The sequence below is a fragment of the Bacillus sp. SB49 genome (assembly GCF_000469135.2).
Lineage (GTDB): Bacteria > Bacillota > Bacilli > Bacillales > Halobacillaceae > Halobacillus.
Map to the genome: position 1 here is coordinate 2,953,775 of NZ_CP048117.1, position 18,092 is coordinate 2,971,866.

Genomic DNA, 18,092 nt, shown 5'->3' on the forward strand with positions numbered 1-18,092 from the left:
TCCTTAATTGGAAGTCCTTTCTTCGTTATGCTGTTTTCATTTGATCTTCTTTCTCCAGCTCTTCCAAGTTCATCAGTTTCTGAATCTGCTTGGTCAATGCGAGAAGAATGAAGCCGAGAACGATGGCAGCCAGACCGATATAAACATAGATCTCCAGGTAACCTGCCTCTGTCGTCCATGATGCAACGACACCGGCAAGCTTGTTGGATGCTGCGTTACTTAAGAACCATACGCCCATTAACACAGAGGCGAACTTGACAGGGGACATTTTCGTAACCATCGACAAGCCGATTGGTGACAGACAAAGCTCTCCTATCGTATGAAGCAGGTATGTGATCACCATGAAGCCAGCGCTTACTTTCATCGTTACATTATCCGGATCACTGCCTGTGGCCATTACTGCAGGGATCAAGACCATGAAACCAAGTCCTAACAGAATGAGGCCGAACGCCATTTTTGTCGGTACACTGAAATCCCCACGCTTCGTTTTCGTCAGTTTCAACCATATAGCTGACACGACTGGAGCAAACAGCAGGATGAACAGCGGGTTCAAAGACTGGAACCAGGATACAGGAATTTCATAACCGAAAATGGTACGGTCGATGAAATCTCGTGTGTATAACGTGAACGATGCACCTGCCTGTTCGAATCCTACCCAGAACATGATGACAAACACAGCGAGAATCAATATGACCAACGTCCGCTGTTTCTCTTGTTTCGTAAGCGGCTTCGCCTTCTCTTTCTTTACGGGAGCCGCCTTCGTACGGGCAGGCTTCGTACCGATATCACCCAAGTATTTCTTAGAAAGTGCATTAAAAAGAACCTGACCGATGATCATACCGAGAGAAGATGCAAGGAATGCGAATTTGAAACCGAAGTGCTCTACTCCATTTACGGTGGAGTAAAAAATATCCTGATAAAGGAGACCCGCAATCAATGGTGAGAAGAAAGCACCAAGATTGATTCCCATATAGAAGATGGTGAATGCAGAGTCTTTCCTTGAATCATTCTTATCATAGAGCTCACCCACGAGGGTGGAAATATTCGGTTTAAAGAAACCGTTACCTATAATTAATAGAAGCAATCCTAAGTATAATCCCCATTGCTCTTGCACGAGGAACAGCGTAAAGTCACCAAGGGCCATTGTAATACCACCAATGGTGATCCCTGTCCGCAATCCCATGAACTTGTCCGTCAGCCAGCCGCCGATCATCGGAGTCAAGTAAACGAGACCGATATAGTTACCATAAAGAACAAGCGCTTGGCTGTCACTCATTCCAAGACCGCCGCTTACCAGCTCAGCCGTCAAGTATAGAACAAGGAAGGAACGAATGCCGTAATAACTGTAGCGTTCCCACATTTCCGTAATGAAGAGCAGGAATAAACCAGGCGGATGTTTTCCATTACCTTGTTTCGGTGCGTTATCAATAGTTGCCTGCACTATTATTCCCTCCATTTGTAAAAGTGTGTTAGTTTTTAGAAATTTCATTATAAATCAAAATTCGACATATGTAAGTAATAAATGAAAAAGTCTTTATTTTACTATAATTAAAAGTTTTTAGATAATAATAGCGGGATGTTGATATATCAATTGTTATAAACACACAAAAAGGTAGATTCCTCCATAATTTTTTCATTGGAATTTTTCGAAACACGAAACAGTTATCCTTTTTACGCGTTTCCTCTTATCCAAAGTCCACATCTCTACATTTCCCGGGAAATGATGGATCGTGTCAGCTGTATTCCCAATAGGGACACGGTCCATACAAAAAACGTCCTTTTCCTCATGAATAAGGAAAAGGACGTCGAAAAAGTCAGATTAATCATAAGTTACTACTTCAATCGCAGCTTTTACCGCTGCTGCCAAGTCTTCCAGAGACCAGCTCGGGAGATTTCCGTGTCGAACGGCTAATTCATGTGACGCGGGAATATGTATGAATCCTGATGGTGTACTTCGATTCTGTTGTCGGAAATAATAGAGCACCTGGTACATCACATGGTTACATAAGTAAGTCCCTGCTGTGTTAGATATTTCCGACGGAAAACCGTTCTTTTTTATGACTTGAACCATCTCTTTCACTGGAAGCGTGGAGAAGATTCCGTCCGGACCCTGAGAATAAATCTTTTCTCCTTCGGATGTATTTCCCTCATTGTCCTTCTCGCTGCTTTCATTCCAGTTGACAGCGACTCGCTCCGGGGTCACTTTGTCACGTCCTCCTGCCAAACCGAGGGAAATAACTGCATCCGGTTGAACGCGGTCTATATGCTTCTTTATTTCCTTTCCTGACCGGTTAAAATCTACAGGAAGGATTTCTCCTTCTATTCTATATCCATTCATCTCGCTTCCTTTAAGTTCTTCCACGATCTGCTGCGTGGGATTGATTGGAAAATGGAGAAATGGTTCAAACCCTGTTAGTAATAGTTTTTTCAAAAGATCAGCTCCCTAAAAAATAGAACTCCCCGTTAAGGGAGTTCCGAGTTCTTGACGTTATGAAAATATATGATCGATCTTGGAAATATCATCATCCGTCAAGGAGACTTCCAACGTCTTCAAGTTATCAATGACCTGGGATGCACGTTTTGCACCAGGTATAACGGCGTCGATGGACGGCTGATTCAAATACCAGGCGAGAACAATATGTGGAATTTCCACACCCTTCTGCTCAGCGATCGGGCGGAGCTGCTCAACCTTGGCGAGGTTCTGTTTAAATGCTTCTCCCTGGAAAAGCGGATCCTTCGCACGCAGGTCATTGAATGTCGTATTTTCATCATACTTACCTGCAAGCAGTCCGGATGCGAATGGGAAATACGGCACAAAGGAAATTTGGTTGTCTGCTGTGTAAGGCAGCATATCCTTTTCAGCTTCGCGTTTAAACAGGTTGTATTCACCCTGAATGACGTCAACATAGCCGTCTTTATTGGCTTCTTTCAGTTGTTCGACAGAGAAGTTGGAAACTCCGATCGAGCGGATTTTCCCTTGATCTTTCAAATCTTTCAACATACCGACTGCTTCATCCTTCGGTGTATCTTCATCAGGGAAGTGAATGTAGAAGAGGTCGATATAATCGGTATCCAGACGCTTCAAGCTTCCTTCGACCGCTTGTTTTAGAAATTCAGGCCGGTTGTTTATGACCACATCGTCCCCTTTGAATTCGTGGGCGCCTTTTGTCGCAAGGACGATGTCTTCACGCTTGTATTCTTTCATGACCTGCCCGACAAGCTCTTCTGAACGCTCCGGCCCATAAATGAAGGCTGTATCAAGGAAGTTCATCCCTTGGTTAATCGCTGTACGGACGACATCCTTCCCCTGCTCTTCATCAAGGTTCGGGTAGAGGTTATGTCCGCCGACAGCATTCGTTCCAAGGCCGATCGGATTGATGTGCAAGTCAGATTTACCTAAACGGATAGATTTGTCCATAACTATTCATCTCCCTTATTATCACTACTCTCCTATTATGTACCACGAAGAAAGCGATGAAAAACCATCTGCACCTGTCCTATTTAGAGGGGCTTGTAACCCCCGTCCGGCTCGACCAGAAGCTGTGTCCATTTCGTCTTTCCTGCTTAACCACGTACATCGCCTCGTCCGCCTTCGCTATCAACACTTCCAACTCATCTCCATGCTCCGGAAAGCAGCTGATGCCGAGACTGAAGCGTACAGGAATGTCTATGGTTCCATAGTGAAAGACGCGCTGTCTTATTTCTTTCGTCAAGAAGGTAACTCTCGACTCCAATTCTTCGCGATTTTCATAATGAATCATTCCGTAAAATTCATCACCGCCGACGCGGGCAGCAAATCCGTCTGGTGGGATGAATTCTGTCAGGCTGTCGGCGATATGAACGAGAAAATCATCGCCTACTTGGTGGCCGTAAGTATCATTAATGGTTTTAAATCCGTCCAGATCGAATACGAGAAGGGCCATATTTTCTTTCCCTACGAGCGCTCCCTCTGCTTTCTCATAAAATCGGCGGCGGTTCGGGAGTTTTGTGAGCGGATCATGGTAGGCGAGAAACTCGGCGGTAGATCGGGCTTCTTTCATCATATGGATATCCCGTATGATAAGCATCAGATAGATACGCTGGTCGATCAGCAGGAAATCACCGTCGATAAGAACGAATCGTTCCCGGCCATCGGCCGTGACGATTTTAGATTCGAGTCCGGAGAATTTCCCTCCCGTCTCAAAAGCCTCATCCAAGGCGGACATTGTCGCCTCCTTGAAGGATTCAGCAAGGGAATCGGTCAGATTGTGTCCGGTAAGTTTTACATAGCGGAGCAGTTTGTTCGTCGCCGGATTCGCACTGTCGATCCTTCCCTTTCTATCTATTAAAAGGATGGACGAGGGATTTAGATCATATAAGATGGAGAATCTTCTACTGTATGAAGCAAGGAAATCGAACTTTTTCATGGCAATATTTAATGCAAAAGCCCAGATAATACCGCCATAGATATATGGATACGGCGGCAGGAAGCCTCGGATCTCCAAATAGCCGAAGATGACATCCCAGATAAGAACAAGTCCGGCTACGATCATCAACGTTTTCAATACACGTTTTTGAACAGGTACCCTGGCTGTTTTATAGAGGTACACGAGCAGGAGTACAATACCGAAGTGAAAGACGTTCCCGATGGTCATCGTCATCAGGTATTCCGTATTGTACTCAGGGTAGTGGAACAAACCGACGTGTTCAAATGCCGCACTATTCGTCAGATTCGTCTGCAGCAGCAGGGTCAGAAGCACCGGGACGGCAGGGACGTAAAAGATCCAAGGATACAAATAAGCAGCCATTCGTTTATAAAGGTGGGTAACTTTGAAGATAAAATGAAGAGATAGCGATAATAGAAGCAGACCTGCGTTTCCGAACAGGTAAGTGGTGATGAATGGACTGTAGGAAATATCGACCTGGTTGCGGATGAATTCGAAGAAGAACAATGTTCCGTATAAGAAAATGTAGCTTCCGAGAAGGATATGTTCGGTGCTTCTCCGGTTCCTCCCCCATACATCGAGAGCTAAATGGAACATCATTCCTGCGGGCAGAAGATATAGGCAGATATAGATCAATAGTTCCTGCATGGAAAACCCCTCCCTGTATGTACGGCTTTCCATTATAATCTCACAGCGCGCGTGTCGAATCCAGTAGAATCTTTAGAAAAGAAAAAACCGGACCAGGTAGGATGGTCCGGCATTACTCTATATTCACGCACCGCTTGGTACGAGCGTTCTCTTTTCTTCTTTCTCTAGTTCCCTTTTCAACACGGACACTTTCAGGCGTTCATGCTCCAACTGTTCCTGGAGCCTCTTGTTTTCCTTCACCAGAAAATCCCTTTGGTCCAACACACGGATCATATCTTCCCTCATTTTGTTTCCCCTCTTTCTAATTATTCACCAATGACGTACGGACACTCATCTTAGAATTTCTCAGAAAACCTGTCTGTCTCTTCGCCGAGGGTTATCTATGTTTTGCCTCTGTTAAGATTATGTTGAAAAACAGCGAAATTTGCAACTGATACGGTAATGAAACAGCACATTGATTGGTTCCTATCTACCAATGTATCCAAAATCTCCAGCTGCTAAACTAGTAATTTCTGTAAAAAAATTAATAGAAAAGCATGGACAGCAGGGAAACTCCTATCCCGACAAAGCCGAGACCGATCGTATAGGGCAGATTCCGAAGCACAATCTGATATGGATTCCGCTTCAAGGCGACGGATGTGATCGTGACAATAAGTCCATAAGGTGCAGACGGGACGGTCGCGATGGCACAGCTGGAGAGGAGAATGACGAGCGTGACCGGAGGGAACGCTCCCAGCAGGAGTCCGCTTATTCCACCGAAGATCCCCATCGTTGCAATCGGGTGAACACCAAGCAGTGTGATGAACAGGAATGCCGCCTGAATGAAGAACATAATCAAAATCGGCCGGCCTTCCAAAGCAATGATCGGATCCTGTATGTATTGCAGGTAAGGCGATGCCGTCAGCGTCTCTGTTAAAAAGGACAGCGTAACAAGCAGAACGATAAAATTGTCGAGCCTGTTCGTATTCCACTTCCACGTCGGCCATCCGATGTGGAAGAAACTCCTTCTTCTATGGATCACCACTGCCCATAAAAACGCGAAAGGAAAGATGGAAATCGTCACAGAGAACAGGAAATCGAGTTGGATGACATTGCCTAGGAAAACGACGACTCCTAGAAACAGGGCCAGGGCGGCTATGAACTGAAAGAATTTCTTTTTATCCATCGGAATGTTCTTGGCCGTATCTTCTTCCGGTAAGGATTCGTTCCGGAACAAGAACCTCGCAAACGCCGAGTCGAGCAGGATCCCTATAATAGAAATCGCGATCATCCACGGCAGGACTGCCAGATAATTGGCTCCTGTTATGAAAATAGCGGTTGCCAATAGAATCTCAAGCGGACTCCATAACAGGGCGAGAGAATAACCCCTCAACGTCACCATCGCTACAAAATTATTACGTACGTTTGCAGGGACATTTTTCAACTTTTCTTTCAACAAATCCTGGGAAACGGTCGCAGAGGATAAGTTCAGGAAAGCAGCAAGCGACACCATTGTCAGCTCACTGCGTCCGTAAAGCTTACTGAGACGACGGTCTTTGTTTCCAATCAAAGACTTCAACAGTGTATTGTAGCGACCTGCCTTCACGGCGCTGTTCATCCAAGGAAGCATGGAGACGAGGAACAGAAGGCTGATATTTCCTGCGAAAGCATCCGGAATATCCCGAAGGCCTGCATCGCTTGAAAAGTAGAAAAAGGTACCGGCAGCAATCAGAACGGTACCAAGAACCTTGAAAACCTTATCAGCACGTGGAAAGCTGATGGCAATCATGATGATCGCAAGGATACCGATTCCTGTGTAAAGTACGGCATTCTGCCAGAATACGTGGATGATATTCAAAAGGAAGACAAATGAATAGAATAGATACAAGTAGTTGGTTAGCTGCGGCATAGTACATCTCCTAACTGGATGGCTTGCTAAAGTCATTAATGCCCTCATACTAAACATTCGTGGAAATTATTTCAATGCTGACGGCTCGTTTGTTGACGAATAGCAGCAGAAAAAGGCCGGTGTCTATATGCACCGACCTACTTCGTCCCCTCTGAACCGAATCCAGTTACAGTAATATCTACATCGAACGTGACATCCGCTTCTGCGAACAGCTCATCCCATTCTCCTTTTACCCGTTCCCATTCTTTCGGATAGGCAATCCGGAAACGTTCGTGGAAACCGACAACATCCGCTGCGTATTCCTCCTGAAGCTTCTTCATCACATCTTCCATCATCCTGGTCACTTCTTTAGAGGTCTCCTTTTCTACTTTTTCAAGCTGGGCAGATTCGAAAGAGTCTCCTTCCTGCGACCAATCTTCGGTGATCCAACCGGATGAGGTAACGTTCACCTGGAAGGAGAGTGTTCCACCGCTCCATTTAGGTATTACCTTCGTATCCAACGTCTGAAGCTCGTACACGGTGACGACCCCATCGTCATTTTTCATCTTTACAACCCCGCCGGTTGCCTGTCCTTTAATCCAATTCACACCTTCCACATCCGACTGATCGAGATGGCCTGCGTACTTCTGTGTCTTTCCTTTAATAATACCTGCTCCATTCAGCTTGATATCACTGTTCACAAGTTCTACATTCGGCATTAGGAAACTGGATTTTGTTGACAAGTAAGTGACGGCATCACCAAGACGGACCGAAGGAAGAAGCCCGGTCGTCCGCGTATGGTTGTTCGTCAATTCCCTTAGATAAGTACTTGGTATATCTGCATTCCCTTCCACAGACAATACCTCTTTCCCCGACTCCCTGGTCAGGAACATCCGCGGACTCATCCTGGAAACGTTATCCCTCGTCACTTGGTTAAGAATCGATGACATCGGGTAATCCTCAAGCAGGTTTTCCTGCAGGATGATGACCTTTAGATGGTTTGTATATAAAGGATTCGGTTCTTCCATGGCTAATTCACGGATAATCTCGTGTATGGAATCTCCTGTTAACGTGAAATTATGAAAGGGCGGCAAATTGGAAGGACCGACGTTTTCATTTTGTAAAGTTGCCAGTTGGCCGGTGTATTCAATCGGATTCTCTTCATCTTCGGATTTATCGAAAGCAGCTCCAAGAATGAATGACAGCTCTTCAATATCTTTGTTATCCCAGCACCCAGCCAGCACAATGAAAGCTAGAAGTATAGACAAAAGACGATAGGTGGTCTTCATCTCATCCGCTTCCCTTCTGCTTTCTGATAACAGCAATCCCCAAAAGTAAAGCTGGAATAGCCATCGAGAAAACAATGCTCGAATAGCCGATGTAATCCCCCATCACAGCCATCTGATTATAATCTTCCGGAATCAGCGCAATCAAATAAACGACCGGGAGCAGAAGATAGCAAACCTTCTTATATTTGGTTTTAAATGTGAATGCCAGGCCGGTTGCGGCTATATAGTGACAGGCGATATACGTCGCAAAGATTTGAATCAACCAGACGACCAGAAAGACGGCGTCGAATCGCTCGAAGAACACCCCTGTATATTCGTACTGCTGAATTAAAGAGAACGTGGGCCATGTATCGATTTTTGTTCGATCGATAGACAGCGCACCGACAACGACGACGACCGTGACTAAATAAAGAAGAACCGTCACGCCGACACCCCAGCCGACGACCTGGAACGCTTTCTTCGGCATCTTCATGAGAGCAATCCAAACGAGCATGAATTCCACACCGCTGAACGTCAACAGCGTCGGGGATATACCTTCCAGAACAGGACCGATTCCCTGTCCGAGAACAGGGCGTAAGTTGTCGATATGGAATATCTTCAGACCGAGCAAGATGATCATAAGAAAGAAGAAAATGGATACAGGATAGAGAAACTCGAACATCCGCGCAATGGGATTGATTCCTCCGACCGACAAATAAATACCGACAAGCAGCATGCTGATCATAATGACAGAAAGCGGCGTATCCTCGAGTAGGTAAAATTGAGTAAGCTCCGCCATCGCACGGATTTCATAAGCAGCCAGAGTAATCGTATAGGAAATAAATAAAAGACTGATGAGTGTTCCGATGAACCTGCCCGTAATGATTTGATTGTACTGAAAGAAATGCTTTTCTGGAAAACGCAGACTGAGGACAATGATCAAAAATCCGGCGCCCAGAGTAATACCTCCACCAATCAAGATCGGTATCCACACATCCGGCGTATTCACTTTCTCCGCCAATGCCCGGGGCAGCGTGAAAATACCGACAGCAACAAGCATCGAGCCGAGCAGCGCAATAGTCTGAGGTGTCGTTAATTTATCTGAACCTGTATTCATAGACCCGTACTCCTTTTAAAACTTCCGGCGCGTCCGCTCTTTTGGAAAAAACTCCTTCGGTCTTTGTTTCATAACGAACAGGGGCAGTCGGAAGATGAAATCTTTCAAATCGCTCCAATTGTAAATCGTTGCCGGTGTAACGTACGGTACACCGAAGCTCCGCAGTTTGACGACGTGAATACATAGAAGCAGGAAAAACAAAATGATCCCATATAAACCTAGAAAGGCAGCAAAGAACATGGCAACAAAGCGCAGCACCCGAAGTGCGACTCCCATCCCGTATTGAGGCGAAACAAAGGAGGCAATCGCGGTCGTGGCAACAACGATGACCATAATGGGGCTGACGAGTCCCGCCTGAACGGCCGCTTCCCCGATGATGATGGCACCGACAAGCCCGATCGTCTGCCCCACCGGACGCGGAAGGCGCAGGCCCGCTTCTCTCAGCATTTCGATAGCAAGTTCCATTAAGAGCGCTTCAATGATCGTCGGAAAAGGGACCCCTATCCGCGTGCTGGCAATGGCAAGAGCGAGCTCTGTCGGAATCATTCCTTGATGAAAGGAAATGAAGGCGACATAAAACGACGGCAGAAAAATGCTTAAGATAGCAGCAAAATATCTCAGCATCCGAATCAGGGACATTGGAATCCAGCGCTCATAATAATCCTCCGGAGACTGTATCATCATAGCGAACGTCGCCGGCACGATTAACGCGTACGGTGTTCCGTCAAGAAGAATAGAGATCCGTCCTTCCAGTAAACCTCCCATCACCCGATCCGGGCGCTCCGTCGCCTGCACCTGTGGAAAGATGGATAAATAATTATCTTCAATCAGCTGCTCAATGTAACCCGATTCAAGTGCATCATCGATGTCGATATTCTTCACCCGCTGGATGACTTCCTGAAGCAGCTCTTCATTGGCAATATCTTTAATATAGACAATAGCCAAATCCTTTTTTGATCGATCGCCTATTTCAAAATTAAGGATAGTCAAGTTCGGGTCATTCGTTAGTCTCCTCAGGATAGAGGTATTGTCACGAATGTTTTCGATAAACCCGATACGAGGCCCGCGGACAAGCGCTTCTGTGGGCGGCTCTTCAATCGCTCTTGACTTCCACCCTTTCACATCAAGAACAATCCCGACCTCCACCCCGTCCACAAGCAACAACGCCGACCCGGTCATGACTCCCTTGATGCCGCTCTCGATATCTTCCACTTCTTTAATCCCGGCTACACTGATCACGTGGTCAATCAGATGCTGCTTCAACGCATCTTTTCTCCAATGCTTCCGCTTACCTGCACCATCTGACATCAGCGGTTTCAAAACAAAATTATTGATTTCCTCCACGTTCACAAGACCGTCGATATGGATAAGGGCACTAGATGGGCCGTCTTCCCCTAGCTTGAAGTTACGTGTTGTAATGTCTGCATTCATCCCGATCCGGTCATCTATTTTCTTTTTATTCTCTTTAAGAAGGTCTCCAATTGGTTCTCTCTCCTGTTCTTTCTCGTACGTTGTCCTAGTCCCTCGTGCCTTTCGCCGCAAGTCGACAATACCATGGGCCGCTTTCGTCGCAAAAACCGGAAACAGAATCAAGACAACGATACCTACATACACATCCGTCCTTGTAAGGAACGCTAACACAGATTCCATGGTATTCCCTCCTTACTAATAGTTTGGCTATTCTTACTGAAAGTGCGTGAGAATCAAGGAACACAATAAACCGACCGAGGCGATAAAACCGACGGCAGCGCCGCCTTCCTCATACGCTTCCGGCATCATGGCAGCCGTCACCATCGCAATGACCCCTCCGGCCGCGAACGCTCCGATGAAGGCGATCAGCCCGTCCGAGGCACCTTCAAGAAAAACATAACCGGTCAGGGAACTAAGCGCAGATAACACGAGGACGACCCCCCATAAAAACAGGATCTTCCGATTAGAGTAACCATCCTTTTTCAATCCGACGCTGGAAGAGAGGCCCTCTGGAAAATTACTGATGAAGATGGCGATGACGAGGAGCCAGCTCACTCCGCCTCCTTCGAGCAGACTGACGCCGATGATGACGGACTCTGGAATGGCATCGATGATCGTACCGAAGAAGATCGCCATCCCGGAGGATCCTTGAGGATTCTCACGGGAACGCTTACGCTCTTTCCCGCCTTTTCTTGCAAGGACAAATTCAACGATCGTAAACAGCAGGGCTCCGCCGAGAAATCCAAGCGTCGTTGTTTTTAGTCCTCCTTCATGAATCGAATCAAGCAGGAGTTCAAACGAAGCAGCACCGATCAAAACGCCGGTACCGAATGCCATGATGGCCCCGATCCAACTCTTCTTCATGGTGAAAAAGAGGCCGACTAGCGAGCCGATAAATACCGCCGATCCTGCGACTCCTCCCCAGAACGCTGCTGTCCACATAGCCCTCACCTTTCTAATTCCGTTATATTCTTCTAGTGTGTGTTAAAAAAGGCAGGCTATGTGGGCCGGCATAAACAAAAAAATCCCCTCACGGTTGTGAGAGGATTTCGTTTCTGGTTAGTTTGTCTGCAAGGCTGGCTCTGCCTTCGTTTCCGCAGCAGGCACTTTCTTTTCTTTCTTCGGCTTTCCTTTGATGAAGAAGGACAACAGTAGCCCGACTATCGCAATGATGGTTGCGACAAGGAACGCTACATCAATGCCGTGGATAAGGGCATTGGACATAATGTTCTGCGGCTGTTCACCAGCAGACGGCGTATAGTCTTTGGACGCATTCGTCATCACTGTTACAAGCAGTGCCGTACCGATGGAACCTGCGATGGTACGAAGCGTGTTGTTCATCGCTGTACCATGCGGGATCCACTCTTTAGACAACTGGTTCAACCCTGCTGTAGATACCGGCATCATAACCATTGCGACACCCATCATGCGGATCGCATAGATTGTCACGATGAAGCTGTAACTCGTGTCCGCCGTCAAGTTGGAGAAGACGTACGTCATTGATGCGATGATGGTAAGTCCGGTAATCGCCAGCCAGCGTGCTCCGATCTTATCAAAAATCCTTCCGGTGATGGGAGACATGATTCCCATGACGAGCGCTCCCGGAAGCAGCATCAGACCAGATTCAAGTGCTGTGAATCCGCGCATCGTCTGCATGTAGATCGGCAGGAGCAATTCTGCACCGAGCATGGACATCATGACGATCATCGTGATGACAGCGGCAAGGGCGTAAATTTTGTTACCGAACACACGGAACTCTAGGATCGGTGTTTCCAAACGGAACTGACGGATGATGAACGACGCAAGGGCGACGACACCGATAATCAACGTAATATACACGTTCGGACTGGACCAGCCGTCATTACCGGCGCTGCTGAATCCGTAAAGCAGTCCGCCGAATCCGAAGGTAGACAGGATAATGGACAGCACATCGATCGTCGGGTTCGTCTGTTCCGTTACGTTCTTAAGCGCAAAGGCACCGAAGATGATGGCTCCGATGGCAATCGGAATAATAATGAGAAACGGTGTTCTCCAGGAATATTCTTCGACGAGATACCCGGACAATGTCGGCCCGATTGCCGGACCGAAGGCGATGACAAGTCCCGCCATCCCCATGACCGTCCCCCGCTTCTCGACTGGGAAAATCATCAACATAACCGTCTGCATGAGCGGCATCATAATACCGGCACCGCTCGCCTGAATCAAACGGCCGATAAGCAGCACCGAGAAGTTAGGTGCAGCTGCCGCTACGACGGTACCAATCGTAAACAGCGTCATCGCTGTAAAGAACAAGCGTCTCGTCGTGAACTTTCCTATTAAAAAGGCAGTGATCGGAATCATTACCCCGTTGACGAGCATGAATCCCGTCATCAACCACTGGGATGTATTAGCGGTAACATTCAATGTTTCCATAATATTCGGCAGCGCCGTGTTCAACAACGTCTGATTTAATATTGCCACAAACGCACTGACTAACAGTACCGATACGATCGCTATGCGGTTGATCGGCTGTTTCTCTACTTGCTGTGTTTGTTCAGCCATACTTATTCCTCCTCATTCCTGATGGACAAGCCGCGCTTCAGAAGCCTGAGCTCGATCGCAAACTGCTCCATCGCTTTCTCTTTTGATAAACCTTTCGCAAAATGCCGGATCATATTATTGAACATCACCACACGAACGAGATGGATCGCATGGTACAATTCTTCTTCATTTCTTACATCCAGCAGACTCTCATCGATATACTGCCGGATATCATTCAAGTAAGTAAGGAATCGATCCCTTGTTTCCCCATTCGTAAACGTATTCTGCACTTTGTGATTCATGTTTAGAAACACGTGCTTGAAGAACAAGCGGTTCTCTTCCTCTTCAAACTCATCCAGCGTCTGGTGGAACAAATTCGTCATCGCTTCGAATATGTTCCCTTCTGTCTGCTGCAGATAAGAAATGAACAAAGCCTGCCTCTCTTTCGAGTGCTGTTTCAACAGATAGAAGAACACGTCCTCTTTATCCTCGAAATACTGATAAAAACTGCCTCTGGATACTCCGCATCCTTTAATGATGTTGGAAATCGAAGAATCGTGAAGCGGTGCTCTAGAAAACTCGGCACGCGCTGCCTTCATCAGCGCTTCCTGCTTCTCTTCTGGTAAATTGAAGAATGTTTGTTTCGGCATAGTATGCTTTCCCCCACAATGTGACACGGTGTCACATCCAACTGATAGTATGTATATTACTCCCCTTGATTCGAATAGTCAACTAAAAAGTGACACGGTGTCACATTTTTTATTTTCAAAAAAATAAGCCGGGAGATCACCGTCTCCCGGCCTTCGTTCGATACCAAATCATTGCTTGCTTTTCTATCTCTTTAACAACGTTGTTCTTTCCTGCAATATAGGCATCAATATCCTCGGGGAACCTGACGGCAAGCTCCGCTTTCAAGCGCCCGTATTTTTCTCTCGCCCGCTTGTGCGCGCGTAAATAATCACGAAAAGCGAGATGGCGGACGATTTCGCTGCTGCCCTTCGGAAACACGTGGACATGGTGGGTCCGGTCGTCCCCGCCCTTTTGAAAGAAGCGCCGGCCGGCGATCCCGTTTTCCCCTTTTGCTTCATAACCATGGGCCGCCATTTTCTCTTCGTATGTATCGACAACGGAAATGTCGGTTACGACCGGTAGGATATCAATGACCGGCTTCGCATGCAGACCAGGTACTGCCGTGCTGCCAATATGATGAATAGCCGGGACCACTTCCCCGAAAATCTTCCGGAGCGAATCCGCTTCTTTTTCGAACATTGCCGGCCATGCTTCGTTGTAACTGGTGACTTCTACGTTACGCAAGGTCTCTCCCCTTTCCACCGCTGCTACCCTTTTGTTACAGTATATAATAGATAAAGGAGGAATGTTCTATCGCTACTGTCCTTATAATCCTGATGGCCGTTTTGCTGCTCATCAGCTTCATCCGAAAGCTGACGAAGAAAAAAGTTTCCGAAGGCGAGGCTTACACGCCGCTTGACGACGTTTACGAAGGTCGGAACAACCGGAGCACCCTTCCTGACATAGAGACTCACCGGAAAGCCCCTTATGAAGAAAGGGACGACGTATAAGTTCATTCCCGTAATAATGCAGCCCAGAACAATTGATACATGCAGACAAAGAACAGAGCAGCCATTAAACCGATGGCCGTATAAAAGTAGAAAGAAACCTCTCTTCCTGCCGCCTGCATCAGGAAATCCTGATTTGCGGACAGAACAATGAGAAGAATCGTATTTTGAATTACGACGAGGAAGAGAACGGCCCGTTCGTATTGTATCTTTTTGTTTTTCTCGGTTAGATTGATGTAATTCAGCTTCTCCGGCCGGCGTTTTAACAGACCGATCAACCGCCAGCTGAGGATGCCGATGACCGGAAGAAGGAACAGGAAGTACTTGGACCCCCATTGATCGGGAACAGTATTGGTGAAGTGGATGGGGATGTTCCTCGGCAGATCCGGCAGATGAACACCCAGCTGGACGCTGTGGAAAAGGAGAGCTGCGGCTGTCAACAAAGGGATAGACCGCTGTATCATGATCTCCTTTTTCACGGCGTGTTCCAAAAGAAGGTTGTGACAATAAGGGGGATAACGATCGTTACTATCACCAAGGCCCCGTTCCCGATCAAACCGATGCGCTTGTAGAGCCCCTTCTCAGAAAACACTCCTGCAATCAATCCGAAGACCGCAAGTACGACACTGATAAGAAGGTAAGCGTCGTTCCCAAGCAGCATGACAATATACAGGATAAGGCTGAGAGCAAATAAACAGATGGATATCCGTGCCATGGTTCGTTTCATCTCTTCCTTTCACACCCCTTTCTCATTAGCTACTTCCAATTATTGCAAAATATATGACATTCATCAATAGTTACGCTATGATCCAATGCCCTGTCCCATTATGGATTTGGTATATAGAAAAAAGACCCTCTCTTTTCGAGAAGGTCTTCCAAGCTGCGTTCACAAGGCTGTCGTCTGGGAGACTTCCGTTTCATCAGGATCCGTTCCATCCTGCATATCCGGGCGGTCTGGCAGGTCTATTCCCGCTTCTTCCAAACGGGCGTCTGCCTCCTCTTTCGTCATCGTGCCGGCTTCCACTTGATCGCGTACCTCCTCCATCACCTGCTTCTGCTCATCGGTTAAGTTCTCCATGAATCCACCTTTTCCGTGATGGGGACCTTTCAGGCCGAGCGCTTCCATCTGATCTCTCGCTTCCTCTTCCGTCATCTCACCTGCTTCCACCTGATCGCGGATGGCGTCGACTTTCGCTTTCGTCTCTTCATCCAGCGCCTCAAAGCCGTGCCCGCCCCGATGGAATCCCTGCTCCTTCAGCTGATCAACTGCTTCATCTTCGGTGATGTCCCCACTCTTAAACTGCTGAAGAAGCTCGCGGACTTCGGTTTCAAACGCAGACTCTCCGGACTCGGAATCCGACGTGGCAGCAAAGGCAACACCCGGAATCGCGATGGCCAGCGCAAGCGCTCCTGTGATGGCTTTCTTCGATAATACGTTTTTCATTTGGTATCCTCCTGTAAACAATATTTGTGTTACAGGTTCATCTTACAAAGGATATGAGTCAGGAAGATGTCAAAGAAAAAGATACGTGTCCTGAATAGGACACGTATCTTTTTCTTACTACCTCGCCACATCCACTGTTTGGCTTTGCACCAGATCGGTTACATCCGCTTCCGTAAAAGAAAAGTGGTCCCCTTTCACGGTATGCTTCAATATGCTGGCTCCTAAACCGAATTCTAAGATTTCCTGGTTATCGTAATTCTTCAGATTACCGTGGATAACGCCGGACGCAAAACTATCGCCGCCACCGATACGATCGAGGACCTTGAACGTATGCGGAGATGTTTCGTGCAAGGATCCGTCTTTGTACAGAAATCCCTGCAAACGATGCTGCTGTCCATCCATCACATGTCTGTCTGTGCAGGCAAATACGCTGATACCATATCTTTCGGAAGCTTTCTCGTAATAGTACCTAAGCCGCTCCCTGTCAAAGGAAGGACTATCTCCATAACCCAGCGTGTATTCAAAATCCTTCATCCCTGCAAAACAGATATCGACATAAGGAAAGATTTCTTCAAAGGCCTCCTTCGCTTCTGACTGACTCCACAATTTACTTCTATAGTTGCAGTCAAAGCATACCGTTATCCCATTTCGCTCAGCCTCTTTACATGCTTCCAGGGTGATAGTTTTTGCGACAGGACTGAGTGCAGGTGTAATGCCCGATACATAGAATAGAGAACACCCCTCAAAGATTTCCTCCCAATCAAAATCCTCCACAGTCAGATTGGTAAAGGAAGAATAAGAGCGGTCATACGTAACCTTGGAGGGACGGGAACCATAGCCTTCTTCTACAAAATAGATCCCCATTCTCCCCTCCACCGACTTCACTTTGCTCACATCCACTTGATTCTTCCTTAGAAAAGCAAGCGCATTCTCCCCGACATCGTTTGGAGGGAGAGCAGAGACCAGTGACACTTCATGGCCAAATTGGGAAAGAGCAACGGACACATTCACTTCCGCTCCGCCGATAAACCGTTCAAACATACCGGTTTCTTTCAAGCGTTCATAAGATGGAGCATTCAACCGAAGCAGTACTTCCCCTAACGTAACGATTTTCGTCACACGACGCACTCCTTTACTGCTTGGACATAAGCTTTCGCTCTTTCTGTCACCGCTTCATAATCACCGATGCTGCCGGGCTTGGTGATATCCCCGCCTATTCCAACCATAATAGCGCCAGCTTTCAGCCACTCTTGAACGTTATCCAAGCTTACTCCACCAGTCGGCATAACTTCCACTTGAGGAATTGGACCTTTAACCGCCTTGATATGGGATGGCGAGAAGGCCTGCCCAGGAAACAGCTTGACAATGGAAGCACCAGATTCAAGGGCAGCCACTGTTTCATTCACCGTCATACAACCTGGTATGTAAGGGATTTGATAACGATTGCAGAGAATAGAAGTTTCTTTATTGAAATTCGGCCCTACCACGAAGCGTGCACCTGCATGGATGGCCAATTTCGCTGTTTCCGCATCCAGAACCGAACCAGCCCCGACGAGTACGTCGTCCCGATCGGCAAAATGCCGGATGACTTCATCCGCTTGAGGGATTGTAAAGGTAATCTCAAGGCTTTGGATGCCGCCACGCACGCATGCTTCCGCTGTATGCACTGCTTCTTCATAGCTATCCCCTCTGATTACCACCGTTAATTTTTGATCTATCAATTCTTTGTATATTTCATATTTACGCATGTCCGTTCC

The 18,092-nt window shown here is 47.1% G+C and carries 18 protein-coding genes; all 18 read right to left on the reverse strand.

What is annotated here, in order from left to right; all coding sequences use genetic code 11:
• Nucleotides 1-25: 25 nt before the first annotated feature.
• The 18 genes from M662_RS15430 to M662_RS15515 all read right to left on the reverse strand — a co-directional run bounded on the left by M662_RS15430 (nucleotide 26) and on the right by M662_RS15515 (nucleotide 18,083).
• Complete coding sequence (locus tag M662_RS15430) at nucleotides 26-1,456, reverse strand: peptide MFS transporter (RefSeq protein ID WP_051348920.1); 1,431 nt, start codon at nucleotides 1,454-1,456, stop codon at nucleotides 26-28.
• Between the two features lie 363 nt (nucleotides 1,457-1,819).
• Entirely contained in the window at nucleotides 1,820-2,431 is a 612-nt protein-coding gene (gene pcp, locus M662_RS15435; protein WP_026578118.1) for a pyroglutamyl-peptidase I, read from the reverse strand.
• A 57-nt stretch (nucleotides 2,432-2,488) separates the two neighbouring features.
• Nucleotides 2,489-3,418 (reverse strand): aldo/keto reductase, encoded by a 930-nt coding sequence (locus M662_RS15440; RefSeq protein WP_008633184.1) that lies wholly within the window; start codon nucleotides 3,416-3,418, stop codon nucleotides 2,489-2,491.
• Nucleotides 3,419-3,497: 79 nt separating this feature from the next.
• Entirely contained in the window at nucleotides 3,498-5,072 is a 1,575-nt protein-coding gene (locus M662_RS15445; RefSeq protein ID WP_051348919.1) for a sensor domain-containing diguanylate cyclase, read from the reverse strand.
• A gap of 123 nt (nucleotides 5,073-5,195) precedes the next feature.
• Entirely contained in the window at nucleotides 5,196-5,357 is a 162-nt protein-coding gene (locus tag M662_RS15450; RefSeq protein WP_161484912.1) for a hypothetical protein, read from the reverse strand.
• 238 nt (nucleotides 5,358-5,595) lie between these two features.
• Complete coding sequence (locus M662_RS15455) at nucleotides 5,596-6,960, reverse strand: hypothetical protein (protein WP_026578117.1); 1,365 nt, start codon at nucleotides 6,958-6,960, stop codon at nucleotides 5,596-5,598.
• Nucleotides 6,961-7,097: 137 nt separating this feature from the next.
• Complete coding sequence (locus tag M662_RS15460) at nucleotides 7,098-8,228, reverse strand: Ger(x)C family spore germination protein (RefSeq protein WP_008633188.1); 1,131 nt, start codon at nucleotides 8,226-8,228, stop codon at nucleotides 7,098-7,100.
• Nucleotide 8,229: 1 nt separating this feature from the next.
• Nucleotides 8,230-9,324 carry a GerAB/ArcD/ProY family transporter gene (locus tag M662_RS15465; protein WP_008633199.1) on the reverse strand — a complete coding sequence of 365 codons (1,095 nt, stop codon included), beginning with the start codon at nucleotides 9,322-9,324 and terminating at the stop codon, nucleotides 8,230-8,232.
• A 15-nt stretch (nucleotides 9,325-9,339) separates the two neighbouring features.
• Nucleotides 9,340-10,974 (reverse strand): spore germination protein, encoded by a 1,635-nt coding sequence (locus M662_RS15470; protein WP_051348918.1) that lies wholly within the window; start codon nucleotides 10,972-10,974, stop codon nucleotides 9,340-9,342.
• Between the two features lie 33 nt (nucleotides 10,975-11,007).
• Nucleotides 11,008-11,736, reverse strand: a complete 729-nt coding sequence (locus tag M662_RS15475) for a ZIP family metal transporter (protein ID WP_026578116.1) — start codon at nucleotides 11,734-11,736, stop codon at nucleotides 11,008-11,010.
• A 117-nt stretch (nucleotides 11,737-11,853) separates the two neighbouring features.
• Nucleotides 11,854-13,335 (reverse strand): DHA2 family efflux MFS transporter permease subunit, encoded by a 1,482-nt coding sequence (locus M662_RS15480; protein WP_008633206.1) that lies wholly within the window; start codon nucleotides 13,333-13,335, stop codon nucleotides 11,854-11,856.
• A 2-nt stretch (nucleotides 13,336-13,337) separates the two neighbouring features.
• Complete coding sequence (locus M662_RS15485; RefSeq protein WP_026578115.1) at nucleotides 13,338-13,964, reverse strand: TetR/AcrR family transcriptional regulator; 627 nt, start codon at nucleotides 13,962-13,964, stop codon at nucleotides 13,338-13,340.
• Between the two features lie 136 nt (nucleotides 13,965-14,100).
• Entirely contained in the window at nucleotides 14,101-14,628 is a 528-nt protein-coding gene (locus M662_RS15490; RefSeq protein ID WP_026578114.1) for a GrpB family protein, read from the reverse strand.
• Nucleotides 14,629-14,896: 268 nt separating this feature from the next.
• Entirely contained in the window at nucleotides 14,897-15,355 is a 459-nt protein-coding gene (locus tag M662_RS15495; protein WP_008633219.1) for a DUF1648 domain-containing protein, read from the reverse strand.
• A gap of 11 nt (nucleotides 15,356-15,366) precedes the next feature.
• Nucleotides 15,367-15,618 carry a hypothetical protein gene (locus tag M662_RS15500; RefSeq protein WP_235601495.1) on the reverse strand — a complete coding sequence of 84 codons (252 nt, stop codon included), beginning with the start codon at nucleotides 15,616-15,618 and terminating at the stop codon, nucleotides 15,367-15,369.
• Nucleotides 15,619-15,777: 159 nt separating this feature from the next.
• Nucleotides 15,778-16,335: a hypothetical protein gene (locus tag M662_RS15505; protein ID WP_026578112.1), complete on the reverse strand. Its 558-nt coding sequence runs from the start codon at nucleotides 16,333-16,335 to the stop codon at nucleotides 15,778-15,780.
• Nucleotides 16,336-16,452: 117 nt separating this feature from the next.
• Nucleotides 16,453-17,454, reverse strand: coding sequence for a sugar kinase (locus M662_RS15510; RefSeq protein WP_026578111.1), 1,002 nt, complete (start codon nucleotides 17,452-17,454; stop codon nucleotides 16,453-16,455).
• Complete coding sequence (locus M662_RS15515; RefSeq protein ID WP_008633227.1) at nucleotides 17,451-18,083, reverse strand: bifunctional 2-keto-4-hydroxyglutarate aldolase/2-keto-3-deoxy-6-phosphogluconate aldolase; 633 nt, start codon at nucleotides 18,081-18,083, stop codon at nucleotides 17,451-17,453. Before M662_RS15515 ends, M662_RS15510 begins: the two co-directional genes overlap by 4 nt.
• Nucleotides 18,084-18,092: the final 9 nt, after the last annotated feature.

Coding starts and splice junctions, on each gene's coding strand:
- M662_RS15480 (WP_008633206.1), bottom strand. CDS start 13,335: ATGGCTGAACAAACACAGCAAGTAGAGAAACAGCCGATCAACCGCATA.
- M662_RS15495 (WP_008633219.1), bottom strand. CDS start 15,355: ATGATACAGCGGTCTATCCCTTTGTTGACAGCCGCAGCTCTCCTTTTC.
- M662_RS15500 (WP_235601495.1), bottom strand. CDS start 15,618: ATGAAACGAACCATGGCACGGATATCCATCTGTTTATTTGCTCTCAGC.
- M662_RS15455 (WP_026578117.1), bottom strand. CDS start 6,960: ATGCCGCAGCTAACCAACTACTTGTATCTATTCTATTCATTTGTCTTC.
- M662_RS15450 (WP_161484912.1), bottom strand. CDS start 5,357: ATGAGGGAAGATATGATCCGTGTGTTGGACCAAAGGGATTTTCTGGTG.
- M662_RS15445 (WP_051348919.1), bottom strand. CDS start 5,072: ATGCAGGAACTATTGATCTATATCTGCCTATATCTTCTGCCCGCAGGA.
- M662_RS15505 (WP_026578112.1), bottom strand. CDS start 16,335: ATGAAAAACGTATTATCGAAGAAAGCCATCACAGGAGCGCTTGCGCTG.
- M662_RS15465 (WP_008633199.1), bottom strand. CDS start 9,324: ATGAATACAGGTTCAGATAAATTAACGACACCTCAGACTATTGCGCTG.
- M662_RS15485 (WP_026578115.1), bottom strand. CDS start 13,964: ATGCCGAAACAAACATTCTTCAATTTACCAGAAGAGAAGCAGGAAGCG.
- M662_RS15470 (WP_051348918.1), bottom strand. CDS start 10,974: ATGGAATCTGTGTTAGCGTTCCTTACAAGGACGGATGTGTATGTAGGT.
- M662_RS15460 (WP_008633188.1), bottom strand. CDS start 8,228: ATGAAGACCACCTATCGTCTTTTGTCTATACTTCTAGCTTTCATTGTG.
- M662_RS15475 (WP_026578116.1), bottom strand. CDS start 11,736: ATGTGGACAGCAGCGTTCTGGGGAGGAGTCGCAGGATCGGCGGTATTT.
- M662_RS15515 (WP_008633227.1), bottom strand. CDS start 18,083: ATGCGTAAATATGAAATATACAAAGAATTGATAGATCAAAAATTAACG.
- M662_RS15440 (WP_008633184.1), bottom strand. CDS start 3,418: ATGGACAAATCTATCCGTTTAGGTAAATCTGACTTGCACATCAATCCG.
- M662_RS15430 (WP_051348920.1), bottom strand. CDS start 1,456: ATGGAGGGAATAATAGTGCAGGCAACTATTGATAACGCACCGAAACAA.